At 43.9% G+C, this 19,501-nt stretch carries 14 protein-coding genes; 13 read left to right on the plus strand and 1 reads right to left on the minus strand.

Features of this window, described 5'->3' with window-relative positions:
- Position 1: 1 nt before the first annotated feature.
- The 10 genes from H8S64_RS12165 (at position 2) to H8S64_RS12210 (ending at position 14,331) form a co-directional block, all read left to right on the plus strand.
- Positions 2-2,122: a bi-domain-containing oxidoreductase gene (locus H8S64_RS12165; protein WP_186976291.1), complete on the plus strand. Its 2,121-nt coding sequence runs from the start codon at positions 2-4 to the stop codon at positions 2,120-2,122.
- A 344-nt stretch (positions 2,123-2,466) separates the two neighbouring features.
- Positions 2,467-3,711 (plus strand): alginate lyase family protein, encoded by a 1,245-nt coding sequence (locus tag H8S64_RS12170; protein ID WP_255469520.1) that lies wholly within the window; start codon positions 2,467-2,469, stop codon positions 3,709-3,711.
- The gene (locus H8S64_RS12175) at positions 3,708-4,874 is read left to right on the plus strand and encodes a glycosyltransferase family 4 protein (protein ID WP_186976293.1); all 1,167 of its coding nucleotides are present in this window, start codon (positions 3,708-3,710) and stop codon (positions 4,872-4,874) included. The genes H8S64_RS12170 and H8S64_RS12175 overlap by 4 nt, the downstream gene beginning before the upstream one ends.
- A gap of 19 nt (positions 4,875-4,893) precedes the next feature.
- A complete protein-coding gene (locus tag H8S64_RS12180) occupies positions 4,894-5,853 on the plus strand; it encodes an NAD-dependent epimerase/dehydratase family protein (RefSeq protein WP_186976294.1) in 960 nt (319 codons plus the stop codon).
- Between the two features lie 34 nt (positions 5,854-5,887).
- Positions 5,888-6,841, plus strand: a complete 954-nt coding sequence (locus tag H8S64_RS12185; RefSeq protein WP_186976295.1) for an MraY family glycosyltransferase — start codon at positions 5,888-5,890, stop codon at positions 6,839-6,841.
- Positions 6,842-7,328: 487 nt separating this feature from the next.
- The gene (locus tag H8S64_RS12190; protein WP_186976296.1) at positions 7,329-8,453 is read left to right on the plus strand and encodes an AAA family ATPase; all 1,125 of its coding nucleotides are present in this window, start codon (positions 7,329-7,331) and stop codon (positions 8,451-8,453) included.
- 28 nt (positions 8,454-8,481) lie between these two features.
- Entirely contained in the window at positions 8,482-9,225 is a 744-nt protein-coding gene (locus H8S64_RS12195) for a biotin--[acetyl-CoA-carboxylase] ligase (RefSeq protein ID WP_099293683.1), read from the plus strand.
- A gap of 85 nt (positions 9,226-9,310) precedes the next feature.
- On the plus strand, positions 9,311-11,143 hold the full coding sequence (locus tag H8S64_RS12200) for a DNA topoisomerase IV subunit B (RefSeq protein WP_099293681.1): 1,833 nt from the start codon (positions 9,311-9,313) through the stop codon (positions 11,141-11,143).
- A gap of 83 nt (positions 11,144-11,226) precedes the next feature.
- Entirely contained in the window at positions 11,227-13,866 is a 2,640-nt protein-coding gene (locus tag H8S64_RS12205) for a DNA gyrase/topoisomerase IV subunit A (RefSeq protein WP_186976297.1), read from the plus strand.
- A gap of 9 nt (positions 13,867-13,875) precedes the next feature.
- Positions 13,876-14,331, plus strand: coding sequence for a shikimate kinase (locus H8S64_RS12210; RefSeq protein WP_255469521.1), 456 nt, complete (start codon positions 13,876-13,878; stop codon positions 14,329-14,331).
- 236 nt (positions 14,332-14,567) lie between these two features.
- Here H8S64_RS12210 and H8S64_RS12215 read toward each other — a convergent pair whose 3' ends face one another.
- A complete protein-coding gene (locus tag H8S64_RS12215) occupies positions 14,568-17,399 on the minus strand; it encodes a PD-(D/E)XK nuclease family protein (RefSeq protein ID WP_186976298.1) in 2,832 nt (943 codons plus the stop codon).
- A 64-nt stretch (positions 17,400-17,463) separates the two neighbouring features.
- Between H8S64_RS12215 and H8S64_RS12220 the strand changes: the two genes are divergently transcribed.
- From H8S64_RS12220 to H8S64_RS12230, 3 genes are all read left to right on the plus strand, one after another.
- Entirely contained in the window at positions 17,464-18,027 is a 564-nt protein-coding gene (locus H8S64_RS12220) for a nitroreductase family protein (protein WP_186976299.1), read from the plus strand.
- A 62-nt stretch (positions 18,028-18,089) separates the two neighbouring features.
- A complete protein-coding gene (locus H8S64_RS12225; RefSeq protein ID WP_186976300.1) occupies positions 18,090-18,662 on the plus strand; it encodes a fumarylacetoacetate hydrolase family protein in 573 nt (190 codons plus the stop codon).
- 228 nt (positions 18,663-18,890) lie between these two features.
- The gene (locus H8S64_RS12230) at positions 18,891-19,457 is read left to right on the plus strand and encodes a sigma-70 family RNA polymerase sigma factor (RefSeq protein WP_186976301.1); all 567 of its coding nucleotides are present in this window, start codon (positions 18,891-18,893) and stop codon (positions 19,455-19,457) included.
- The last annotated feature ends 44 nt before the right edge of the window (positions 19,458-19,501 follow it).

The raw sequence follows: 19,501 nt of genomic DNA on the forward strand, positions 1-19,501 counted from the left end.
TATGAAACAAATTATACAAGACCTTAAGTCAGGAGCAACAATTTTGGAGGAAATTCCGGTTCCGCAGGTAAAGTCGGGATATGTCTTGATTCAAACAACTCGGACATTGGTTTCGTTGGGAACGGAACGGATGTTGGTGGAATTTGGAAAAGCTAATTTAATTGATAAGGCTCGGCAGCAACCGGATAAGGTGAAACAGGTGTTGGATAAGATTAAGACGGATGGATTGCAACCGACGTTGGAAGCTGTGTTTAATAAACTGGGACAACCGCTTCCATTAGGATATTGTAATGTGGGGAAAGTGGTGGCAGTGGGAAGAGGAGTAACTGAATTTGCGGTTGGAGATAGGGTTGCTTCTAATGGAAATCATGCGGAGTATGTTTGTGTCCCCAAGAATTTAGTGGCTAAGATACCTGATAATGTGACAGATGAAGAGGCTACGTTTACGGTAATTGGTTCTATTGGTTTACAAGGAATTCGCTTGTTGAATCCTCAACTGGGGGAATGTGTTGTGGTGATTGGATTGGGATTGATTGGATTGGTTGCGGCAGAGTTACTAAAGGCAAATGGCTGTAAAGTGATCGGGGTAGATTTTGATCAGCAAAAGGTTGATATTGCAAAAGATAAAGGTATATATGCGATTAATCCTAAAAGTGGGATTGATCCTGTGAAGTATGTTGAAGAGATGACCGGGGGTATTGGTGCGGATGGGGTATTAATTACCGCATCAGCTAAAGGGGACGAGGTGATTCATCAGGCTTGTCTGATGTCTCGTAAGAGAGGACGGGTGGTGTTGGTCGGAGTGATTGGACTGAATATGAGAAGGGATGATTTTTATAAGAAAGAGTTATCCTTTCAGGTATCTTGTTCATATGGAGCAGGGAGATATGATGAGGAATATGAGAATAAGGGGCATGATTACCCGTTGGCGTATGTGAGATGGACAGAGAAGAGAAATTTTGAAACTATACTTGGGGCAATATCATCGAAGGTGCTGGATGTACAACCGCTGATCACGGAAGAGGTGGAACTGGGCAATTACGCGGAGATCTATGGAGATATGCGTAAACATGGATCGATAGCTTCGATCTTAAAATTCCCGGTTGATTCAACGATAGAGAGAGTTGTTTCCGTTGGGGAGAATCGTGCGATGGTTGGAAGTGGCAAATTAGGAATTATTGGTGCAGGGAATTTTGCCTCTGCAACAATTATCCCTGCTTTGAAAAAAGTAAATGCTCCCATAAAATATATTGCCAGTGCACAAGGATTGACTGCGAAAGTATTGGCCAAGAAAGCCAAAGCGGAGAATGCGACTTCTGATTATCATGTCATGTTGAACGATCCGGAAATAAATACGGTAATTATTACAACAAGACATAATTTACATGCTTCGATGGTGATGGAAACTTTGGAGGCGGGTAAGAGTGTTTTTGTTGAAAAGCCACTTTGTTTGAACGAGGAGGAATTGCAAAATATAGAAAATGTGTACATGAAGGTGAACGACAAAATAACGTTGACAGTTGGTTTTAATCGTCGTTTTTCTCCGTTTGCTGTAAAAATGAAAGCGTTGGTTGGTGGTGGACCTAAAAATATCGTGGCAACAATGAATGCTGGATATATTCCACCAGAAGTGTGGGTGCAGGATATGGAAGTGGGAGGAGGGCGTATCATAGGTGAAGCTTGCCATTTTATTGATTTGTGTTCTTTCCTTGCAGATAGTAAGGTAATAGCTGTTTGTATGAATGCATTGGGAGAGAACCCACAAGAGAATACGGATAATGTTTCGATTTTGTTGAAATATAAAAATGGTACAAATGCCGTGATTAATTATTTTGCTAATGGGTCGAAATCTTATGCGAAAGAGCGTGTTGAGGTATTCTCGCAAGAAAAGGTGTTGGTGTTGGATAATTGGAGGAGACTGGAAGGGTTTGGCGTGAAAGGATTTTCAAAAATGACGGGGACGATGGATAAAGGGCACAAACGTCAATTTGCTTTATTGAATGAGCGAGTACAGAAAGGGGGAGAAGCCTTGATTCCATTTGAAAGTATTGTAAATACGACTCGTGCTTCTTTTGCTTGTATTGAGAGTTTGAAGAAAAAGACTTGGATAGAGATTGGATAATTTTGTCGGATTGTTTTTTTTAATAAATGTCAATTTCCAGTAAGATTGATATACTATGGAATACGGTAAAGTACTTGAAACCGATTCAGTGGCGTTATCGTGCTAAGTTGTGGCTTCAACGATTTTTTCCACAATATTTAGAATCATCAAGTATGACTTCTGGCGGGCAAATTTTGAATTTTATACCGTCAATCCCGAATGAAATCACGTATTTTGGAGACAATTCTTTTAAGTTTTTGAACTTACAGAAATCTTTTGGAGAAAAAGTTGATTGGGAGTTTGTTGAGTTTGGAAGATTGTGGGGATATAATTTGAATTATTTTGAGTTCTTGAATCAAAAAAGTATGGACGTAGAGGTGGGGAGAAGATTGATTCGGGATTTCATTCAACATCTTCCGAAAGCCAGAATGGGTATGGAGCCTTATCCATTGTCGTTAAGGTCTATAAATTGGATTCGTTTTTTGTCGTGTAGTGGTGTAAATGATGTTGACATTGATACTGTTCTATACGCCCAATTGAGTTTGTTAGTTCATAAACTTGAATACCATTTGTTGGGAAATCATTTGTTGGAAAATGGTTTTGCATTATTATTCGGAGCCTATTATTTTAACGATCATATCTTCTATAAGAAGGCAAAAGCGATATTAATACCGGAGTTGCAGGAACAGGTGCTGGGTGATGGTGGGCATTTTGAGAGGAGTCCTATGTATCACTGTATAATGTTGTATCGGATATTGGATTGCTATAATTTGATACGTAATAATGCTTTGTTCGGAAAGGAGTTGGAAGATATTCTGAAAGAGAAGACAGAAGTTATGTTGGGATGGTTGGAAGAAGTTGTTTGTAGTGATGGGAGGATTCCACTACTGAATGATGCAGCTATGGGGATAGCCCCGACAGCCAATGAATTAATTGAATATGGTCAACGATTGGGGATATTTTGTGGTAAAAAAGTGAGGTTGAAAGAGTCCGGGTATCGGAAGGTTCGATGGGGAAAGTTCGAGTTGTTTGTTGATGTTGGGGAAGTTGGACCGGAGTATCAACTGGGGCATGCACATGCGGATACATTTAGTTTTGAGTTATATGTCAATGGACGGCCTGTCATTGTCGATACCGGAACTTCCACGTACGAGGTGAATAATACTCGTTTTTATGAAAGAAGTACGGTAGCTCACAATACCGTGGTTGTATCCGGACAAAATTCCAGTCAGGTTTGGGCGGGACATCGTGTGGCTCGACGGGCAAGGGTTCAAGTCCTTTGTGATGAAGAAGAACGTATTGTTGCCGTACATGATGGTTATAAACGTTTGGGGTGTTTGCATACCCGTGGTGTGGAAAAGGTGGAAGAGCATATCCGAATTGTTGATGAAGTTGCTCAAGAGGGGGCAGCTTATTTGCATTTCATGCCTAAAGAGAATATTGTTTTAGATGGAAACAGGCTTGTCGGATCGGATTACTGTATAGAGTTCGATGGAGCACGTGAGATTGCACCATTTACGTCTATGTATGCTCCAGAATTTAATAAAAGAGAAGAACGACGAAGTTTTCGAATTTCTTTTGACAGGAGGCTAGAGACTATTATACAATGAAAATTTTATTCTTGACTTTTTATTTTGAACCGGATCTTTGTGCCGGGTCATTTCGTAATACATCATTATTTCGGGAGGTATTACAGCAGATGGATAAAAAAGATTGGATTCATGTGATTACGACACAGCCGAATCGTTATCGGTCTTTTCATGTTGAGGGACAAGCAAGGGAAATAAGTGATAATTATAGGATAGATCGGATTCGTGTACCGGAGCATAAGAGTGGTTTTGTTGATCAGGCTCGTTCTTTTCGGGTATTTTATAAAGAGGCCTTGCGATTGGCGGGAAAAGAGCATTATGATTTAGTGTATGCTTCTTCTTCGAGATTATTTACAGCTTTTTTAGGTAGAAAAATTGCGGGTAAACAGGGAATTCCTTTGTATTTGGATATACGTGATATTTTTGTTGATACGATAAAGGACGTATTCAAGGGGAGGAAGATGCTCCGCATTCCGGCAGGGAGCTGTTTGGGATGGATTGAACGGTATACATTTGCGGGGGCAAAGCATATTAATTTAGTGTCGGAAGGATTTAAAACATATTTTGAAAAATATAGAAAGTCTGCTTATTCGTATTTTACGAATGGGATAGATGATATTTTTCTTGATGTTCCGAAATCTGCCCGGCAAGTTTCAGAGGTAAAAATAATTACCTATGCCGGGAATATTGGAAGTGGACAGGGGTTGGAAAAAGTGATTCCAATGGCGGCGCAGAAATTAGGAGAACGCTATTTTTTTCGGATTATCGGGGATGGGGGAATGAAGACATTGTTGAAGGATAGGATTGAAGAGTTGGGGGTTCATAATGTGGAATTATTGAATCCAGTATCAAGAGAAAGGTTGATAGGGTATTATAATGATTCAGATTTTCTATTTTTACATTTAAATGATTTGGAGGCATTTAAGAAAGTGCTTCCGTCAAAATTATTTGAATATGCGGCATTTGATAAACCTATTATAGCAGGTGTCGGCGGTTATGCTAGTCAATTTATTCAAGAGAATTTAAGTAATTATATCTTGTTTGCACCTACTGATGTTAAGAGTATGGTGGAACAAATATTGAAATTTGATGGTGGGGAGCAAGAACAGGGTGATTTTGTTAAAAGGTTTGCTCGAAAAAATATAATGAAAGAGATGGCACGCTCTATTCTTGAGTGTCGTTAATTTTATTTGGTGTACATTTATGAATATTCTTATTACAGGAATCCACGGTTTCGTGGGTTCTAATCTTGTGTTGTCCTTGAAAGATCGGCATGTTCTTTATGGTTTGGATATTGTTACCCCGGAAAAAGAGGGGGTAGCGAGGACGTATTCGTGGGAGGAGTTGGAAGGATTGGGAGGGTTTGATGCGATCGTGCATTTGGCGGGGAAAGCGCATGATACGAAAAATGAGGCATTGGCGGAGACGTATTTTACGATAAACACGGGATTAACACAGAAGGTGTTTGATTATTTCGTGAAATCTTCGGCAAAGAAGTTTATTTTCTTTAGTTCGGTAAAGGCGGCAGCGGATTTTGTGGTGGGGGATAAATTGACTGAGGAGGTGATTCCGACACCGAAAGGACCTTACGGGGAGAGTAAGATTGCTGCGGAGAATTATATTTTGGAGCGATTGAAAGTTAAAAATGAGGAATTGAGAATGCAAGGGAAGAAGGTGTATATTTTGCGGCCTTGTATGATTCATGGGCCGGGGAACAAGGGAAATTTAAATTTATTGTTTAACGTGGTGAAGAAAGGGATTCCGTGGCCGTTGGGGGATTTCGAGAACAGGAGGTCGTTTACCTCGGTGGATAATCTTTGTTACGTGGTGAACGGGCTGATTGGAAAGGATGTGTCTTCCGGGATTTATCATATGGCGGATGATGAAACGGTATCCACGAATGAATTAATTCGGGTTATGTGTGAAGTGATGCGGAAAAAGACACGTATATGGCATATGAATAAAGAGTTGGTGAAAGATTGTGCTGGATTGGGTACTTTGTTGCATTTACCGTTGAATCTGGAGCGGTTGAGAAAGTTGACCGAGAATTACGTGGTTTCGAACGAGAAGATTAAGAGGGCGTTGGGGATAGAGCGGATGCCGGTGAGAGCCGTGGATGGGCTTAGAAAGACGATAGAATCATTTATTGATTTTAAATTTTAGATTTTAGATTTACGATTTCAGATTGGAAGTTCAGATGTGTTATTTGTTCGTGGTTGTGATGTTATTTGCCTTGGAATTAGTTTATTTTCGGTTGGCGGATAGGTTTAATGTTATTGATCGTCCTAACGAGAGAAGTTCGCACACGAGGATCACGTTGCGGGGAGGGGGAATTGTATTTTACTTGGGAGCGTTGGTTTATTTCGCGGCGAGTGGTTTCATGTACCCGTGGTTTATGTTGGGGTTAACATTGATTGCTGGGGTGAGTTTCGTGGATGACGTGCGTTCGGTGTCTTCCGGGTTAAGATTAGGAATACATTTCTTGGCGATGTTGTTAATGTTTTACCAGTGGGGAATGCTGGAGTTACCTTGGTGGTATTTGCTTGTTGCTTTGGTGATTTGCACGGGGATTATAAATGCTTATAATTTCATGGACGGCATAAATGGAATCACGGGAGGATATAGTTTGGTGGTGCTTTGTGGGTTGGCTTACGTGAATACACGGGTTGTTTCGTTTGTTGAAAGTGATATGATTTACACGATGATAATAGGCGTGGTAGTGTTTGATTTTTTTAATTTCCGGCAGAAGGCAAAATGCTTTGCCGGGGATGTCGGTTCTGTCGGTATCGCCTTTATTATTTTGTTTTTGCTGGGGAAATTAATACTGACGACGGGTGATTTTAGTTATATCATATTTTTGGTAGTCTACGGGGTAGATAGCGTGTTGACGATCGTGCATCGGTTGATGTTGCACGAGAATATAGGATTGCCGCATCGGAAGCATGCATACCAATTGATGGCAAACGAACTGAAAATGCCGCATGTGGTGGTTTCCGCGTTGTATATGTTGGTACAAGGGGGGATTGTTGCGATGTATTTGGCTCTGCCGGAGTTGCATTATGTCTGTTTGGTGGCAAGCTTGGTATTACTTGGTGGGGGATATGTGTGGTTTATGAGAAGGTATTTTAATTTGCATTTAAAGATTGGATAAATAGAGAGAGACGGATTTTCTATTACGGAATTTGTTATGCCTCGGGAAAGCCCGGGGCATTGTTGTTTATTACGTCCTCAACATTGGAATAGCGAAACGTCTTAATGAAATGCAGAAAAAAAACAATAAGAAATTTGTTGAGTTACCCGTGTAGATTCATATCTTAAATCATCCGTATTTCTATCCTGTTGCTAGGGGGATAATATCTCTCCTCCATAGCCTCTTCGTTGCTCAAATATAGCAACCCTATCCCGGCATATTTGTGCTCTGTAGAAGCTTTGGCAGGGCTACGGCAGAAGGGTAGTGTATCCTTGGGAATACCATTGGTTTTCCCAAGGATATTGCTTTCTCGTTCGGGATAATTTAGCCGGGAGTATATGTGATTTCAAACGAAAAATGAACTTACACAAGTTTGTGTTACACAAACTTGTGTAAGTTCAGGAAAAATTCTATCTTTGTTGTAAATATAGCTATTAATAGAGTAATTATGGCAAAAGAATTCATATTTGGAGTTGCGGTAAGCGGGGAGAATTTCATCGGACGAGAAAAAGAGATACACCGTCTTTCCTCTAATTTTAAGAATGGGATAAACACGATCCTCTCTTCCCCGAGGCGTTGGGGAAAAACATCTTTGATAAAGAAAGTGAAAGCGATAGTGGAATCGGATAAATTGCGCGTGATTTATGTTGATATATTTCCTTGCCGGAGCGAATATGACTTTTATAATATGTTTGCCGAGGCTGTTTTGAAACAGACTTCATCTCGTTTTGACGAGTGGAAAGATATTGCTTACGAGTTTATTTCAAGATTAACACCGAAATTCGCGTTTAGCGTGGGACCGGATTCGGATTATTCTGTTTCTTTAGGTATTACGTCAAAAACACATTCGGCAGAGGAAGTTTTGCAGTTGCCGGAGCGCATTGCTCAAAAAAAGGGTATACAGATTGTGATTTGTATCGATGAGTTTCAACAGATCGGAGAGTTTCCCGATTCTGTGATTGTTCAGAAGAAAATGCGTTCGGCGTGGCAGCATAATTCGAGGGTGTCTTATTGTCTTTTGGGAAGTAGAAAACATTTGATGGATGAATTGTTCCAGAAGAGGAGTTTGCCTTTTTACAAGTTCGGGGATATAATTAATCTAAAATTGATTCCGACAGAGGTTTGGGTTCCTTATATATGTAAACAATTCAAAAAAGTTGATAGGGTGATATCAGAAGAGTTGGCTGCTGAGATTTGTCGAATTGTAGAAAATCATTCGTCCTATGTGCAACAGCTGGCTTGGCTTACTCTTTTGGAGACGGAAAAAGTGGCAACACGGGAAGGGGTAGCTCGGGCTTTGAACGAGTTGTTGGACGAGAATACGCCTCTTTTCACGCAACAAACCGAATTGTTGACGACTTATCAAATGAATTTCCTTCGGGCTATTTTGGCTGGGATTCATAAGGAGTTCGGAATAGCTACCGTTCTTTCGGAATACAATCTAGGATCGAGTTCAAATATAAGTAGATTGCGTAAGTCGATGGTAGAAAAAGAATTAGTTGAGTTTCGTCAGGAGGGATATTTTATAGCAGATCCGATTCTTAAAATCTGGCTTGAAAGGCAGAAGTGGTGATTGTTATATTTAAATGTAAAGTGAAATTATGCGTGAATATCAAGTAAGTGGATTTCGGGTATTGGAGTACGAGGAGTTGGATTCGACGAATAATCAGGCGGAGAAGTTGGGATGGAATGTGTTGGAGGATAAAATGGTGGTGGTGACACACAGGCAGACGCGGGGACGGGGGCAAGTCGGGAACCATTGGGAGAGTGAACCGGGGAAAAATATTTCGATGACAGTGGTATTGCGACCGGAGGAGTTGTCGGCGGTGGAGCAGTTTGCCGTTTCGATGGTGATTGCCTTGGGGGCTTGCGATTTTATTTCCCGGTACACGGAAGGATGTACCGTGAAATGGCCGAATGATATTTACGTGGGGGATAAGAAAATATCGGGTATTTTGATAGAACACGTTATCATGGGACCGTACGTGGGGGGCTCGTTGTGTGGAATCGGGGTGAATATTAACCAGTCCGGCTTCCTGTCGGATGCACCGAATCCGGTGTCTTTATTTCAACTTATTGGTAAGGAGATTCCAGTGGAACGGGCGTTGGAGGAGCTGTTGGAGTGTATCGGGAAGCGGTACGGACAGGTGTATGATTATGCGGCTTTGGAACGGGATTTCCTGCAAGTGATGTATCGGCGTTCGGGGGTGTTCGATTGGGAGGACGAGAACGGAAGATTCAAGGCGTCTGTCACGGGGATAAACGAATACGGGCAGCTTGTTTTGAAGGATACGGGGGGGATGGAACGGGTTTACGGGTTTAAGGAAATCACGTATCTGTTTTAGATTTACGATTTATGATTTTAAATTTTAGATTTTAGATTTTAAATTGCGGAGTTTTGATTATTTTTGTGCAAAACATGGAGGACATATGGTAGAGAATTATTCGGAAGATTCTATTCGTACGCTGGACTGGAGGGAACATATACGTTTGCGTCCCGGTATGTATATAGGGAAGTTGGGCGATGGTGCAGCGATGGACGACGGAATATATATACTGGTTAAAGAGGTAGTGGATAATAGTATCGACGAGTTCGCGATGGGTGCGGGAAGCGAGATTATTATCACGGTGGAGGAACGTACGGTTTCGGTACGGGACTTCGGGCGCGGGATACCTCTCGGCAAGCTGATTGACGTGTCGTCGAAGATGAACACGGGGGCGAAGTATGATTCCGAGGCTTTCAAGAAATCCGTGGGGTTGAATGGTGTCGGGATAAAAGCGGTGAATGCGCTTTCCGAGAGTTTTATTATACAATCATTCCGGGACGGGGAAACGAAGCGAGTGTGTTATAGCAAGGCGCTGATCGTGGAGGAACGGGAGATTGAACCGACGAATGAGCCGAACGGTACGTTGGTGACTTTTATTGCCGATAAGGAGTTATTCGGGAATTATCACTTCATTTCGGATTATCTGGAATCGATGTTCAAGAATTACGTGTTCTTGAATTCCGGGCTCACGATTGTTTTTAACGGTCAGAAGTTTCATTCGAAACGGGGACTTTATGATTTGTTGTCCGAGAACATGAGTGGTGAGGGGATTTACCCCATTATTCACTTGAAAGGGACGGATATCGAGATGGCAATGACGCACGGGCGGCAGTACGGGGAGGAATATTATTCTTTCGTGAACGGTCAGCACACGACGCAGGGTGGTACGCATCTGATCGCGTTCCGGGAAGCCGTGGTGAAGACCATTCGTGATTTTTACAAGAAAGATTTTGATTTAGCCGATATTCGCACGTCGATTATTGCGGCAATCAGTATAAAGGTACAGGAACCGATGTTTGAGTCACAGACGAAAACTAAACTGGGGTCAAAAGATATTGCCCCGGAAGGACCCTCTGTACGTAATTTTATTATGGATTTCGTGACAAAGGAGTTGGATAACTACTTGCATCGGAATCCGGATACGGCGGAGTTGTTGCTGCGCAAGATCGTGGAAACCGAGAAGGAGCGCAAGGCGATGTCCGGTATACAGAAGATCGCGCGGGAGCGGGCAAAACAGGTGAGCCTGCACAACCGGAAATTGAGGGATTGTCGGGTACATTTTAATTCGAACCACGAGCGGAAGACGGAATCGTCGATATTTATCACCGAGGGAGATTCCGCGAGCGGGTCGATCACGAAGTCGCGGGACGTGAACACGCAAGCCGTGTTCAGTTTGCGCGGGAAGCCGTTAAACTCGTTTGGTTTGACTAAAAAAATCGTGTACGAGAACGAGGAGTTCAATCTTTTGCAGGCGGCTTTGAATATCGAGAATGGAATAGAGGAGTTACGATATAATAATATCATTGTTGCGACGGATGCCGATGTGGACGGTATGCATATCCGGTTGCTGTTGTTGACGTTCTTTTTACAGTTTTTTCCGGACGTGGTGCGTTCCGGGCATCTTTATATTTTGCAGACCCCGTTATTTCGGGTGCGTAACAAAAAAGAGACTCGTTATTGTTACTCGGATGCGGAGCGGGAGAAAGCGATCAAACAGCTGGGACCGAAGCCGGAGATCACGCGCTTTAAAGGTTTGGGAGAGATTTCACCGGACGAGTTCGGCGGGTTTATCGGGAAAGATATTCGTCTGGAACCGGTACGCATGACCAAGCAAGACCCGATAGGGACGATTTTGTCTTATTACATGGGTAAAAACACGAACGAGCGACAAGATTTTATTATTGATAACTTGTACGTGGAGAAGGATGAAATCTAATAATTTTAGATTTTAAATTTTAGATTTAGGAATTGGGATGAGGTGATTCATTTTCAATTTTCAATTTTCAATTTTCAATTTGTATGAGCGAAGAGATAAATAACGAGGAAGTAGAGGATGTGGTGCCTCAAGAACCGGAACATCACGAGGAGAACGGGCGGGTGCGGTCGATTCAGCATCTGTCGGGAATGTTCGAGAAGTGGTTTTTGGATTACGCTTCCTACGTGATTCTGGAACGTGCCGTGCCTTACGTGAACGACGGGTTGAAGCCCGTGCAGCGTCGTATACTGCATGCTATGCGGGAGATGGATGACGGGCGTTATAACAAGGTGGCGAATATCGTGGGGAGCACGATGTCGTATCACCCGCACGGGGATGCTTCTATCAAGGATGCTCTGGTGCAGTTGGGGCAGAAGAATCTGCTGGTGGACTGTCAGGGAAACTGGGGAAATATTCTTACCGGGGACGATGCCGCCGCGGGACGTTATATCGAGGCTCGTTTGTCGAAATTTGCGTTGGAAGTGGCTTTTAACCCGAAGACCACGAATTGGAAATTGTCGTATGACGGTCGCAAGAGAGAGCCGGTCACGTTGCCCATCAAGTTCCCGTTGCTGTTGGCGCAGGGAGTGGAAGGTATCGCCGTGGGGTTGGCATCCAAGATATTACCGCATAATTTCAACGAGTTGCTAGATGCTTGCGTGGCTTACCTGTGCGGGGAGGAGTTCGTGTTGTACCCGGATTTCCCGACGGGAGGTATGGTCGACGTGTCGAAGTATAATGACGGTCTGCGGGGTGGAAGCGTGAAGATTCGCGCCCGTATCGAGAAAGACGCGGGAAATAAGTTATTGCGTATTACCGAGATTCCTTTCGGGCGTACAACTACGGCATTGATTGATTCAATACTGAAGGCGAACGAGAAGGGAAAAATCAAAATCAAGAAGATTGACGATAACACGGCGGCAAACGTGGAGATTCTGGTACATCTGGCGGCGGGCGTGTCGTCGGACAAGACGATAGATGCTTTGTACGCTTGCACGGATTGCGAGCTTTCCATATCACCGAACTCGTGCGTGATAGAGAACGATAAGCCTGTCTTTATGCCCGTGTCCGATATTTTACGGAAATCGGTGGACGATACGGTTGCCCTGTTGTTGTTGGAGTTGAAGATCAAGTTGGGAGAGTTGGAAACCGATTGGCAATATTCTTCCTTGGAGAAGATTTTTATCGAGGAGCGAATATATAAAGACAAGGAATTCGAGGAGAGCGGATCGGTAGAGGAAGTTGTCGTGCATGTACGCAAGCGTTTGGAGCCGTTTATAGCGCATCTGATTCGTCCCGTGACGGATGATGATATCAAGCAGTTGCTGGAAATCAAGATGAAGCGTATCTTGAAATTCAATTCCGAGCAGGCTGAGAATTATATCAAGGGATTGGAAGATGAGATTGCCCGGGTGAAACACGATATAGAGCATATTATTCCTTACTCGATCGAGTATTACAAGCGAATCAAGGCGAAATACGGCAAGGGACGGGAGCGCCTCACGGAGATTCGTAATTTCGAGAATATAGAGGCAACGAAAGTGGTAGTGGCAAACGAGAAGTTGTATATCAACCGGGAAGAGGGATTTGTCGGTACAGCGTTGAAGAAAGACGAGTTTATCTGCGAATGTTCGGATATTGACGATGTGATTATTTTCCGTAAAGACGGTACCTATTACGTGACGAAGGTGGCGGATAAGCTGTTCGTGGGTAAGGACGTGTTGCACGTGAATGTTTTCAAGAAGAACGACAAGCGCACGATATATAACGTGGCTTACCGGGATGGGAAATATGGGCCGTCGTACGTAAAGCGATTTTGCGTGACGGGGATTACCCGCGACAAGCAGTATAATCTGACCAAAGGGGCGGCAGGTTCCCGCGTACTGTATTTCAGCGCTAACCCGAATGGGGAGGCGGAAGTGATCAAGGTATGTCTGAAACCTAAGCCGGGGATGAAGAAACTGGTTTCCGAGTATGATTTTGCCGCATTGGCGATTAAGGGGCGTGATTCTCAAGGAAATTTATTGAGCAAGAATGATATACACAAAATATCGCTGGTGCAGAAAGGGGCTTCAACCTTGGGCGGGCGCAAGATATGGCTGGACGAGGACGTGTTGCGTTTGAACACGGACAGCCGCGGACGCTACGTGGGCGAGTTCCAAGGAGATGACCGGATACTGGTAGCGAATAAAAACGGTACGTATAATACTTCCGATTATGATTTGAGCAACCACTACGAGGAGGGTTATCTTGTATTTGAAAAATTTGATTCCGAGAAAGTATGGTCGGCAGTGTTCTTTGATGCCGAGCAGCAATACTATTACTTGAAGCGTTTCCGGTTTGAAGATACGGTGAGAATTACCTCGTTTATCGGTGAGAATGAAGGTTCTTATCTGGTATGCTTGAGCGGTGAGAAACGTCCTCGGTTCGAGATTGTATTTGGCGGTCGTTATGAGAATCGTCCGGCGGAAACGATTGTCGCCGACGAGTTTATTGCCGAGAAGTCATACAAGGCTAGAGGTAAGCGTTTGACGACTTACGAGGTGAAGGAGATTCAGGAAATAGAACCCTTGGATGGCGGGGAAGAGGAGAAGCCGGAAGAAGGTGGCACGGATGTCGATTTCGAAATCACGAATCCCGATATGTTGAGTGACGAGTCGCAGATGAAGCTGGACTTCGAGTAATTGGCGGTTATGAAATTCTTTATTGTCGGGTATATGGCGAGCGGCAAGACCACCTTCGGGAGGGAATTGGCAGAGGAAAAGGGAATGTCTTTCCGGGATTTGGACTCCCTCGTGGAGGAGAGAGCCGGGTGCTGTATACCGGATATTTTTGCTCGTGAGGGCGAGGGGTATTTTCGCGAGTTGGAACGAGATGTCTTGCGAGAGTTTTGTGCCCGGGGGGATGATTTCGTGCTGGCAACGGGAGGGGGAACGCCGTGTTTTTTTGATAACATGGAGCGCATGAATGCGGCGGGACACACGTTATTTTTAGATACGTCTTTGCCTGTGATTATCGGGCGTTTGCGGGAGCAGCGGGCAACACGTCCCCTGTTGGCGGGGCTTTCCGATGAAGAGTTGGAGAGTCACGTGAAAAAGCATCTCGACTCCCGGCTTCCTTTTTATTTGATGGCGAAAGAGAGATTGTAAAGTTTTTCCCGGGTAAACCTACTGAGAGCCTACCGAAGAACTACCCAAGTAATACCGTAATCATACCCTAGCTTCGTTGATGCCGCGATGAATTTGTGGATATTCTATATTCTCCATAGTAGAAAGGTCGTGGAAAAAGCACGGGTGCAAGCTATGTAGGGGATGATTTGGGTAGTTCTTGGGTAGGATTGTGTTGGGACTTCGGTAGGAATGTCTCATTGGTGGGGAGGGCGATGCTATCCTCGTTTACATATCTCGTTATAAGAGCAATGGCGGCATTTTTCCGGGAGTTCCGTTTGGGTGAACGGGACGTCGGGGGAGAATAATTGCTCGAGCAACTCGGTTAGCAGGGCTTGAAATTCCGGTTCGTAAGGTTTGAAACGGTGAATGGGTTCCTTGTTGCATTTCAGCGAGTAGGTATAGTTCGGGGTAAACAGTAGTTTGGTGCTGTATATACCGGGTAAAATAGGGTCTGTACCGGGATTCTCGTGCTCGTACATCATGCAATACAACAGGGTTTGGAAAGCTGCTTTGTTGCGTTGCCTGTTGTTGGAGTCAAAGATAGAAGGGAGGTCTTTGAATTCGGTCTTGTCTGCCCCGGTTTTATAGTCGATGACTCGTGTTCCCCGGTCTGTCCGGTCTACCCGGTCGATATCTCCTTCCACGTGAATGACAAGCGGGTGCTCGAGCGTGTTAATCTCGAGTGACATCCGGTATTTCCTCTCCATGGAAATCAGCTGGAAGGGGCATAGGGTTTTATCGTATTCAAGGACTTTTTTCACGTACTTTTTCACGACGGAAAGTACAAGTTCGTTCGCACCGCTTTCGAGCATGCGCGATACCGTGGAGTCGTATAGTTGCAGGTAGGACTGGCGAATATGTTCCTTTATCAGTGTGTCATTTTGCATCAAGGAGTCGAGCCCCTCTTCCGTGATTTCGCCATTCGGGAAGGTTTGGTAGAGGGATTGGGTGCTCTGGTGGAATATGGTACCTAGCAGCCGTTGGTCGAGTTCCTCGGCTATCTCTTCTTTCTCTTTAATCCCGGCTATATATTTAAAATAGAATTTCAGATGACATTCCATGTAAGTGTTCAGTGCCGACGGGGAGATTCCTCGTTCGTCGGGAAGCGTGTAGCGATGCAATTTTTCCAGAATGGCCTTGTTTTTCGAGATGGAAATAACAGGATTGTCCTGCACGGAAATATTATTTTGGAAATGGGTTTCCCGGATGGGTAAGCCCGATTCGTATTTCATCTGGTAAAGAAAACGGCTCATTTCCCCGCTAGTCATTCCCTTGGTAACATCCGTGTAAAGGATTTTCACGTGTTCTGCCCGTTGCAGCAAACGATAGAAATAATATGCGAACAGGGCATCCATGTGTTCCGGTGTAGGGAGCCCGAATCCCAGACGCAAGTTATATGGGATAAAGGACGAGGCGTGTCCGCTTTTCGGGAGGACACCTTCGTTGGCGGAGAGAATAATCAGGTTTTTGAAATCCAGCATACGGGTTTCCATGAGTCCCATGATTTGCATGCCTTCCAGCGGTTCGCCGGAGAAAGGAATGGATATTCCTTGCAGGATTTTGTTGATGACCTGTAGATAGAATTTGTCTTCCGGGACGATGTTTTCTTCCCGGAACGTGTTTTGTATCCCCTGTATGGCGGTGAAGACCGTGAAAAGAAATTCTTTCTCGATAGCCAGTCCTTCCTGTTCTTCCGGTCGGAAGGCGGCAATCATTTTTTTCAAGATATTCAGAAGGTAGTCCGGCAGGCTTTCCGTGGAGGAAGAAAAGATGGTGCGGGTGATGTCGCTGAATTGGAGGCTTTTTTCTGCCACGTACACGATGTTGTTCGTGTTGATGTAGTTCGTGATTTCCGGGATGTCATTCGGGCAACTGCTTTTAATCAGTTTATGGTTGAGGAGGGCGATGACCGGTTTGTAGTAATAGTGCGTGGCGCCGTCCACTTGCTTGGCGTAACGTTTTAGGTCGCCCAGCATGCCGATTAGTGCTGCCACGGAGGTGTTTTGTGCCGGATACCCCATGGTAATATTGATTTTGTCAATCGAGTGAGGGATTGAATGAATCACGGGGGTGAGCAGCGTTTCGTCGCAAAGGACGATAGCCGTGTCGGTATATGTCTTTCGCGGTTGGGGATGGAGTTGCTCCACGAGCGCGGGAAGTAGTTTGGCTTGTCCGATGGTGGAGGGAACGGAGATGTATTCTACCTCTTTATTGTTGTAGCGAAAGTTGTTGAAATGTTCCAGTCCCAAAGCGTTGGGAAACAGCTTCATGTTTTCCCGGATATAGTGTCCCGCCTCGTGATTTTCGTTTGCCGAGTAATAGAGGTCATAATCCCAGTAAAAAGATGCTTGCCCGCTGTCCCGGAAGTGAGAGAATATTCTTTTTTCACACTGGTTCAAGGCATTGAACCCGGCGAAAATGAGTTGTTTGTCCGTGTGGTAGTGGGATAACCGTTCGCAGAACAGTCGCTGCCCCATACCCTCGTAACAAAGGTTTTCCCCGGTTAGTTTTGCCTTGAAATTTTTGTAGGTGGGATATAATTTATCCCATACGTTAAGAAATTCCTGTTGTTCCCGGCTGTATTTTTCGCCATTGAAACTACGCCAGAAGCTCTGGATAAATTCTATTTGTTCGGGAGTGAGGTAAGGGAACGCGTTCTCGATTTCTTTTAATGCCGTGATGTTGGAGAACAGGTCTTTGGCGTCCACGAGGTATTTGTCGATATCGTCGAAATCCCCCAGTAACATATTTCCCCAGAAATAGAAATCGTCGAATCGTTCCGTGGTACCGGAATATTCTTGGTACGTTTTGTAGAGTTTTATAATAAGGGGTAATTCTTCCGCTTTTTTCAGTCCGGTTTGTCGTTCAATAAATTCTCCAAGCGTGAGGATTTCGGGCATCCACACGGGTTTCGTGATCAGGTGCGCCAATTCTTCGGCAAGAAAGAGTCCTGCCCGTTTGTTCGGGAACAGAATGGTCAGGTTGTCAAATTCATGCCCGTATTTTTGAATCAAATCTTTTGCCAGCAATTGGAGAAACGAATTCATATTTTATTATTATTTTTGTTTCGGAACAAATTTACAATTTATATATCAAAATCTGTTCGGATTTATGTTGAAAGAATTGCTATTGAAAAACAGGAGTTATCGTCGGTTTTACCAAGATGTTTGGATTTCCCGAGAGGAATTGCTCGAATTCGTGAAACTGACTCGTTATTGTGCTTCAGGGAGGAATGCGCAAGCGTTGAAATATAAGCCGGTTTCAGACGCAGCGATGTGTGGAAAAGTGTTTCATACGTTAGCTTGGGCGGGATATTTGAAGGATTGGGACGGTCCGGAGGAAGGCGAGCGTCCATCGGCTTATCTGATCCAGTTGTTGGATACCTCTATCGTGGAGAATTGCCTGTGTGACGACGGGATTCAAGCGCAGACCATTTTGCTGGGAGCGGTGGAAGAAGGGTATGGCGGGTGTATTATCAAGGCATTCAAGAACGAGGCTTTGCGGGAAATATTACAATTGCCGGAACATTTAAAGATTATGTACGTGATAGCCCTCGGCAAGCCGAAGGAAACGGTGGTGCTCGAACCGATGAAAGACGGGGATTTCAAGTATTGGCGGGAGGCGAACGGGACGCATCATGTACCCAAAAGAGAAATAGATGATTTAGTGATTTAAGATTTATGATTTTAGATTGGGAGATTGAATATTTTTGAGGTTCAATCTTTGGGTTCACGGTTATGAAATTACTTTGCGCGGAATATAATGCTTCGGGAGAAGTGGCTTATGACGTTATCGGGGATAACGCTTTGTTAAGGAATAATGATGATTTCTATATTCCGGCGTTTGCTGGGGAATTGAGTTGTGTCCCACAGATCGTTTTACGGGTGGGGAAGATTGGTAAGCATGTGTCGGAGCGTTTTGCCGGGCGTTATTATGATGAGATCGGCGTTGGTATCCGATTCTATGCGGATGATTTCGGGCGGAGATTGGCGGGCATGGGGTTACCTGCTGTCATGGCTTATGGTTTTGACGGGGCTGCCGCGGTATCCGTGTTAAAAAAGTGCGATTCGGGGTTGCGGGATGTCGAGTATAGTTTTCGGGTAAACGAGTTGGAAGTTTTCCGGAGGAAGATGAACGACCTTCCTTTGCTGCCGGAAAAATTGATTGCCGGTATGTCTGAATATTGTATGTTGAAAATTGGGGATTTAGTCTATTGTGGAAATTCTTTCCGCCAAAAAGAATTGAAAATCGGCGATCGCCTTCAGATGTTTTTGGGTGAAGATTGTTTGCTGGATTTTCATATAAAATGATGGGGATGTGTTTAATTTAATGTTGGCGAGTAGATAACAATAACAAATTTAATAAGAGTTAATGAATGTGCAACAAGTAGTTGTACATTCATTTTTTTTGAGGAGTTTTTTTAGGTAAATTAATGGTTGTTTGTGTTGTTTTTTTCTTTTATAAAAATTACTTTTGTTGAGAATGAATGAGGAAAAAGTGTGTTTTGTGGTATTTCGTATTGTTGTGAAAGTGTCTTTATGAATGATAATATAGTATCGGATATAAGAATGGGGGATAAAAAAGCTTTCCGGGTATTTTTTGAAGATTACTATCCGGTGCTTTATTCTTTCGCCATGAAATATATTCGGGATACGGATGCTGGTCGGGACGTGGCTCAGGATGTGCTGTTGAAATACTGGGAAACAAAGGAGGAGTATTTTACTTTATCGGAGGTGCGGGGATTCCTGTATGTATCGGTGCGAAATCGTTGTTTTAATTTGTTGAAAAAATCACGGGTAGAGGAACGGTATATACAAGAGATGCTTCAAACGGGAGCTGAGGCTTACGAGGAGGATGAGATAGAGAACGAGGTGTTTTTATTGTTATACAAGGCCGTGAATGCGCTTCCGACGCAAATGCGTTGCATTATCACGGGGGCGATGGCGGGAAAACGAAATGCGGAGATTGCCGAGGAAATGGGAATTGCCGACGGTACGTTGCATACCTTGAAAAAGATTGCCTACCAGAAATTGCGACAAGCGTTAAAAGATATATTCATTCTTTTATTCTTTTTTCTTTTCCTTTTAAATCAGTTGTTTAGATAATAAGTGTGATTTTTTTTGAAAAAAAACGCTATTCTCATTACCCC

Source organism: Butyricimonas hominis (assembly GCF_014287455.1).
GTDB lineage: Bacteria > Bacteroidota > Bacteroidia > Bacteroidales > Marinifilaceae > Butyricimonas > Butyricimonas muris.

Coding starts and splice junctions, on each gene's coding strand:
- H8S64_RS12165 (WP_186976291.1), top strand. CDS start 2: ATGAAACAAATTATACAAGACCTTAAGTCAGGAGCAACAATTTTGGAG.
- H8S64_RS12170 (WP_255469520.1), top strand. CDS start 2,467: ATGGACGTAGAGGTGGGGAGAAGATTGATTCGGGATTTCATTCAACAT.
- H8S64_RS12175 (WP_186976293.1), top strand. CDS start 3,708: ATGAAAATTTTATTCTTGACTTTTTATTTTGAACCGGATCTTTGTGCC.
- H8S64_RS12180 (WP_186976294.1), top strand. CDS start 4,894: ATGAATATTCTTATTACAGGAATCCACGGTTTCGTGGGTTCTAATCTT.
- H8S64_RS12185 (WP_186976295.1), top strand. CDS start 5,888: ATGTGTTATTTGTTCGTGGTTGTGATGTTATTTGCCTTGGAATTAGTT.
- H8S64_RS12190 (WP_186976296.1), top strand. CDS start 7,329: ATGGCAAAAGAATTCATATTTGGAGTTGCGGTAAGCGGGGAGAATTTC.
- H8S64_RS12195 (WP_099293683.1), top strand. CDS start 8,482: ATGCGTGAATATCAAGTAAGTGGATTTCGGGTATTGGAGTACGAGGAG.
- H8S64_RS12200 (WP_099293681.1), top strand. CDS start 9,311: ATGGTAGAGAATTATTCGGAAGATTCTATTCGTACGCTGGACTGGAGG.
- H8S64_RS12205 (WP_186976297.1), top strand. CDS start 11,227: ATGAGCGAAGAGATAAATAACGAGGAAGTAGAGGATGTGGTGCCTCAA.
- H8S64_RS12210 (WP_255469521.1), top strand. CDS start 13,876: ATGAAATTCTTTATTGTCGGGTATATGGCGAGCGGCAAGACCACCTTC.
- H8S64_RS12215 (WP_186976298.1), bottom strand. CDS start 17,399: ATGAATTCGTTTCTCCAATTGCTGGCAAAAGATTTGATTCAAAAATAC.
- H8S64_RS12220 (WP_186976299.1), top strand. CDS start 17,464: ATGTTGAAAGAATTGCTATTGAAAAACAGGAGTTATCGTCGGTTTTAC.
- H8S64_RS12225 (WP_186976300.1), top strand. CDS start 18,090: ATGAAATTACTTTGCGCGGAATATAATGCTTCGGGAGAAGTGGCTTAT.
- H8S64_RS12230 (WP_186976301.1), top strand. CDS start 18,891: ATGAATGATAATATAGTATCGGATATAAGAATGGGGGATAAAAAAGCT.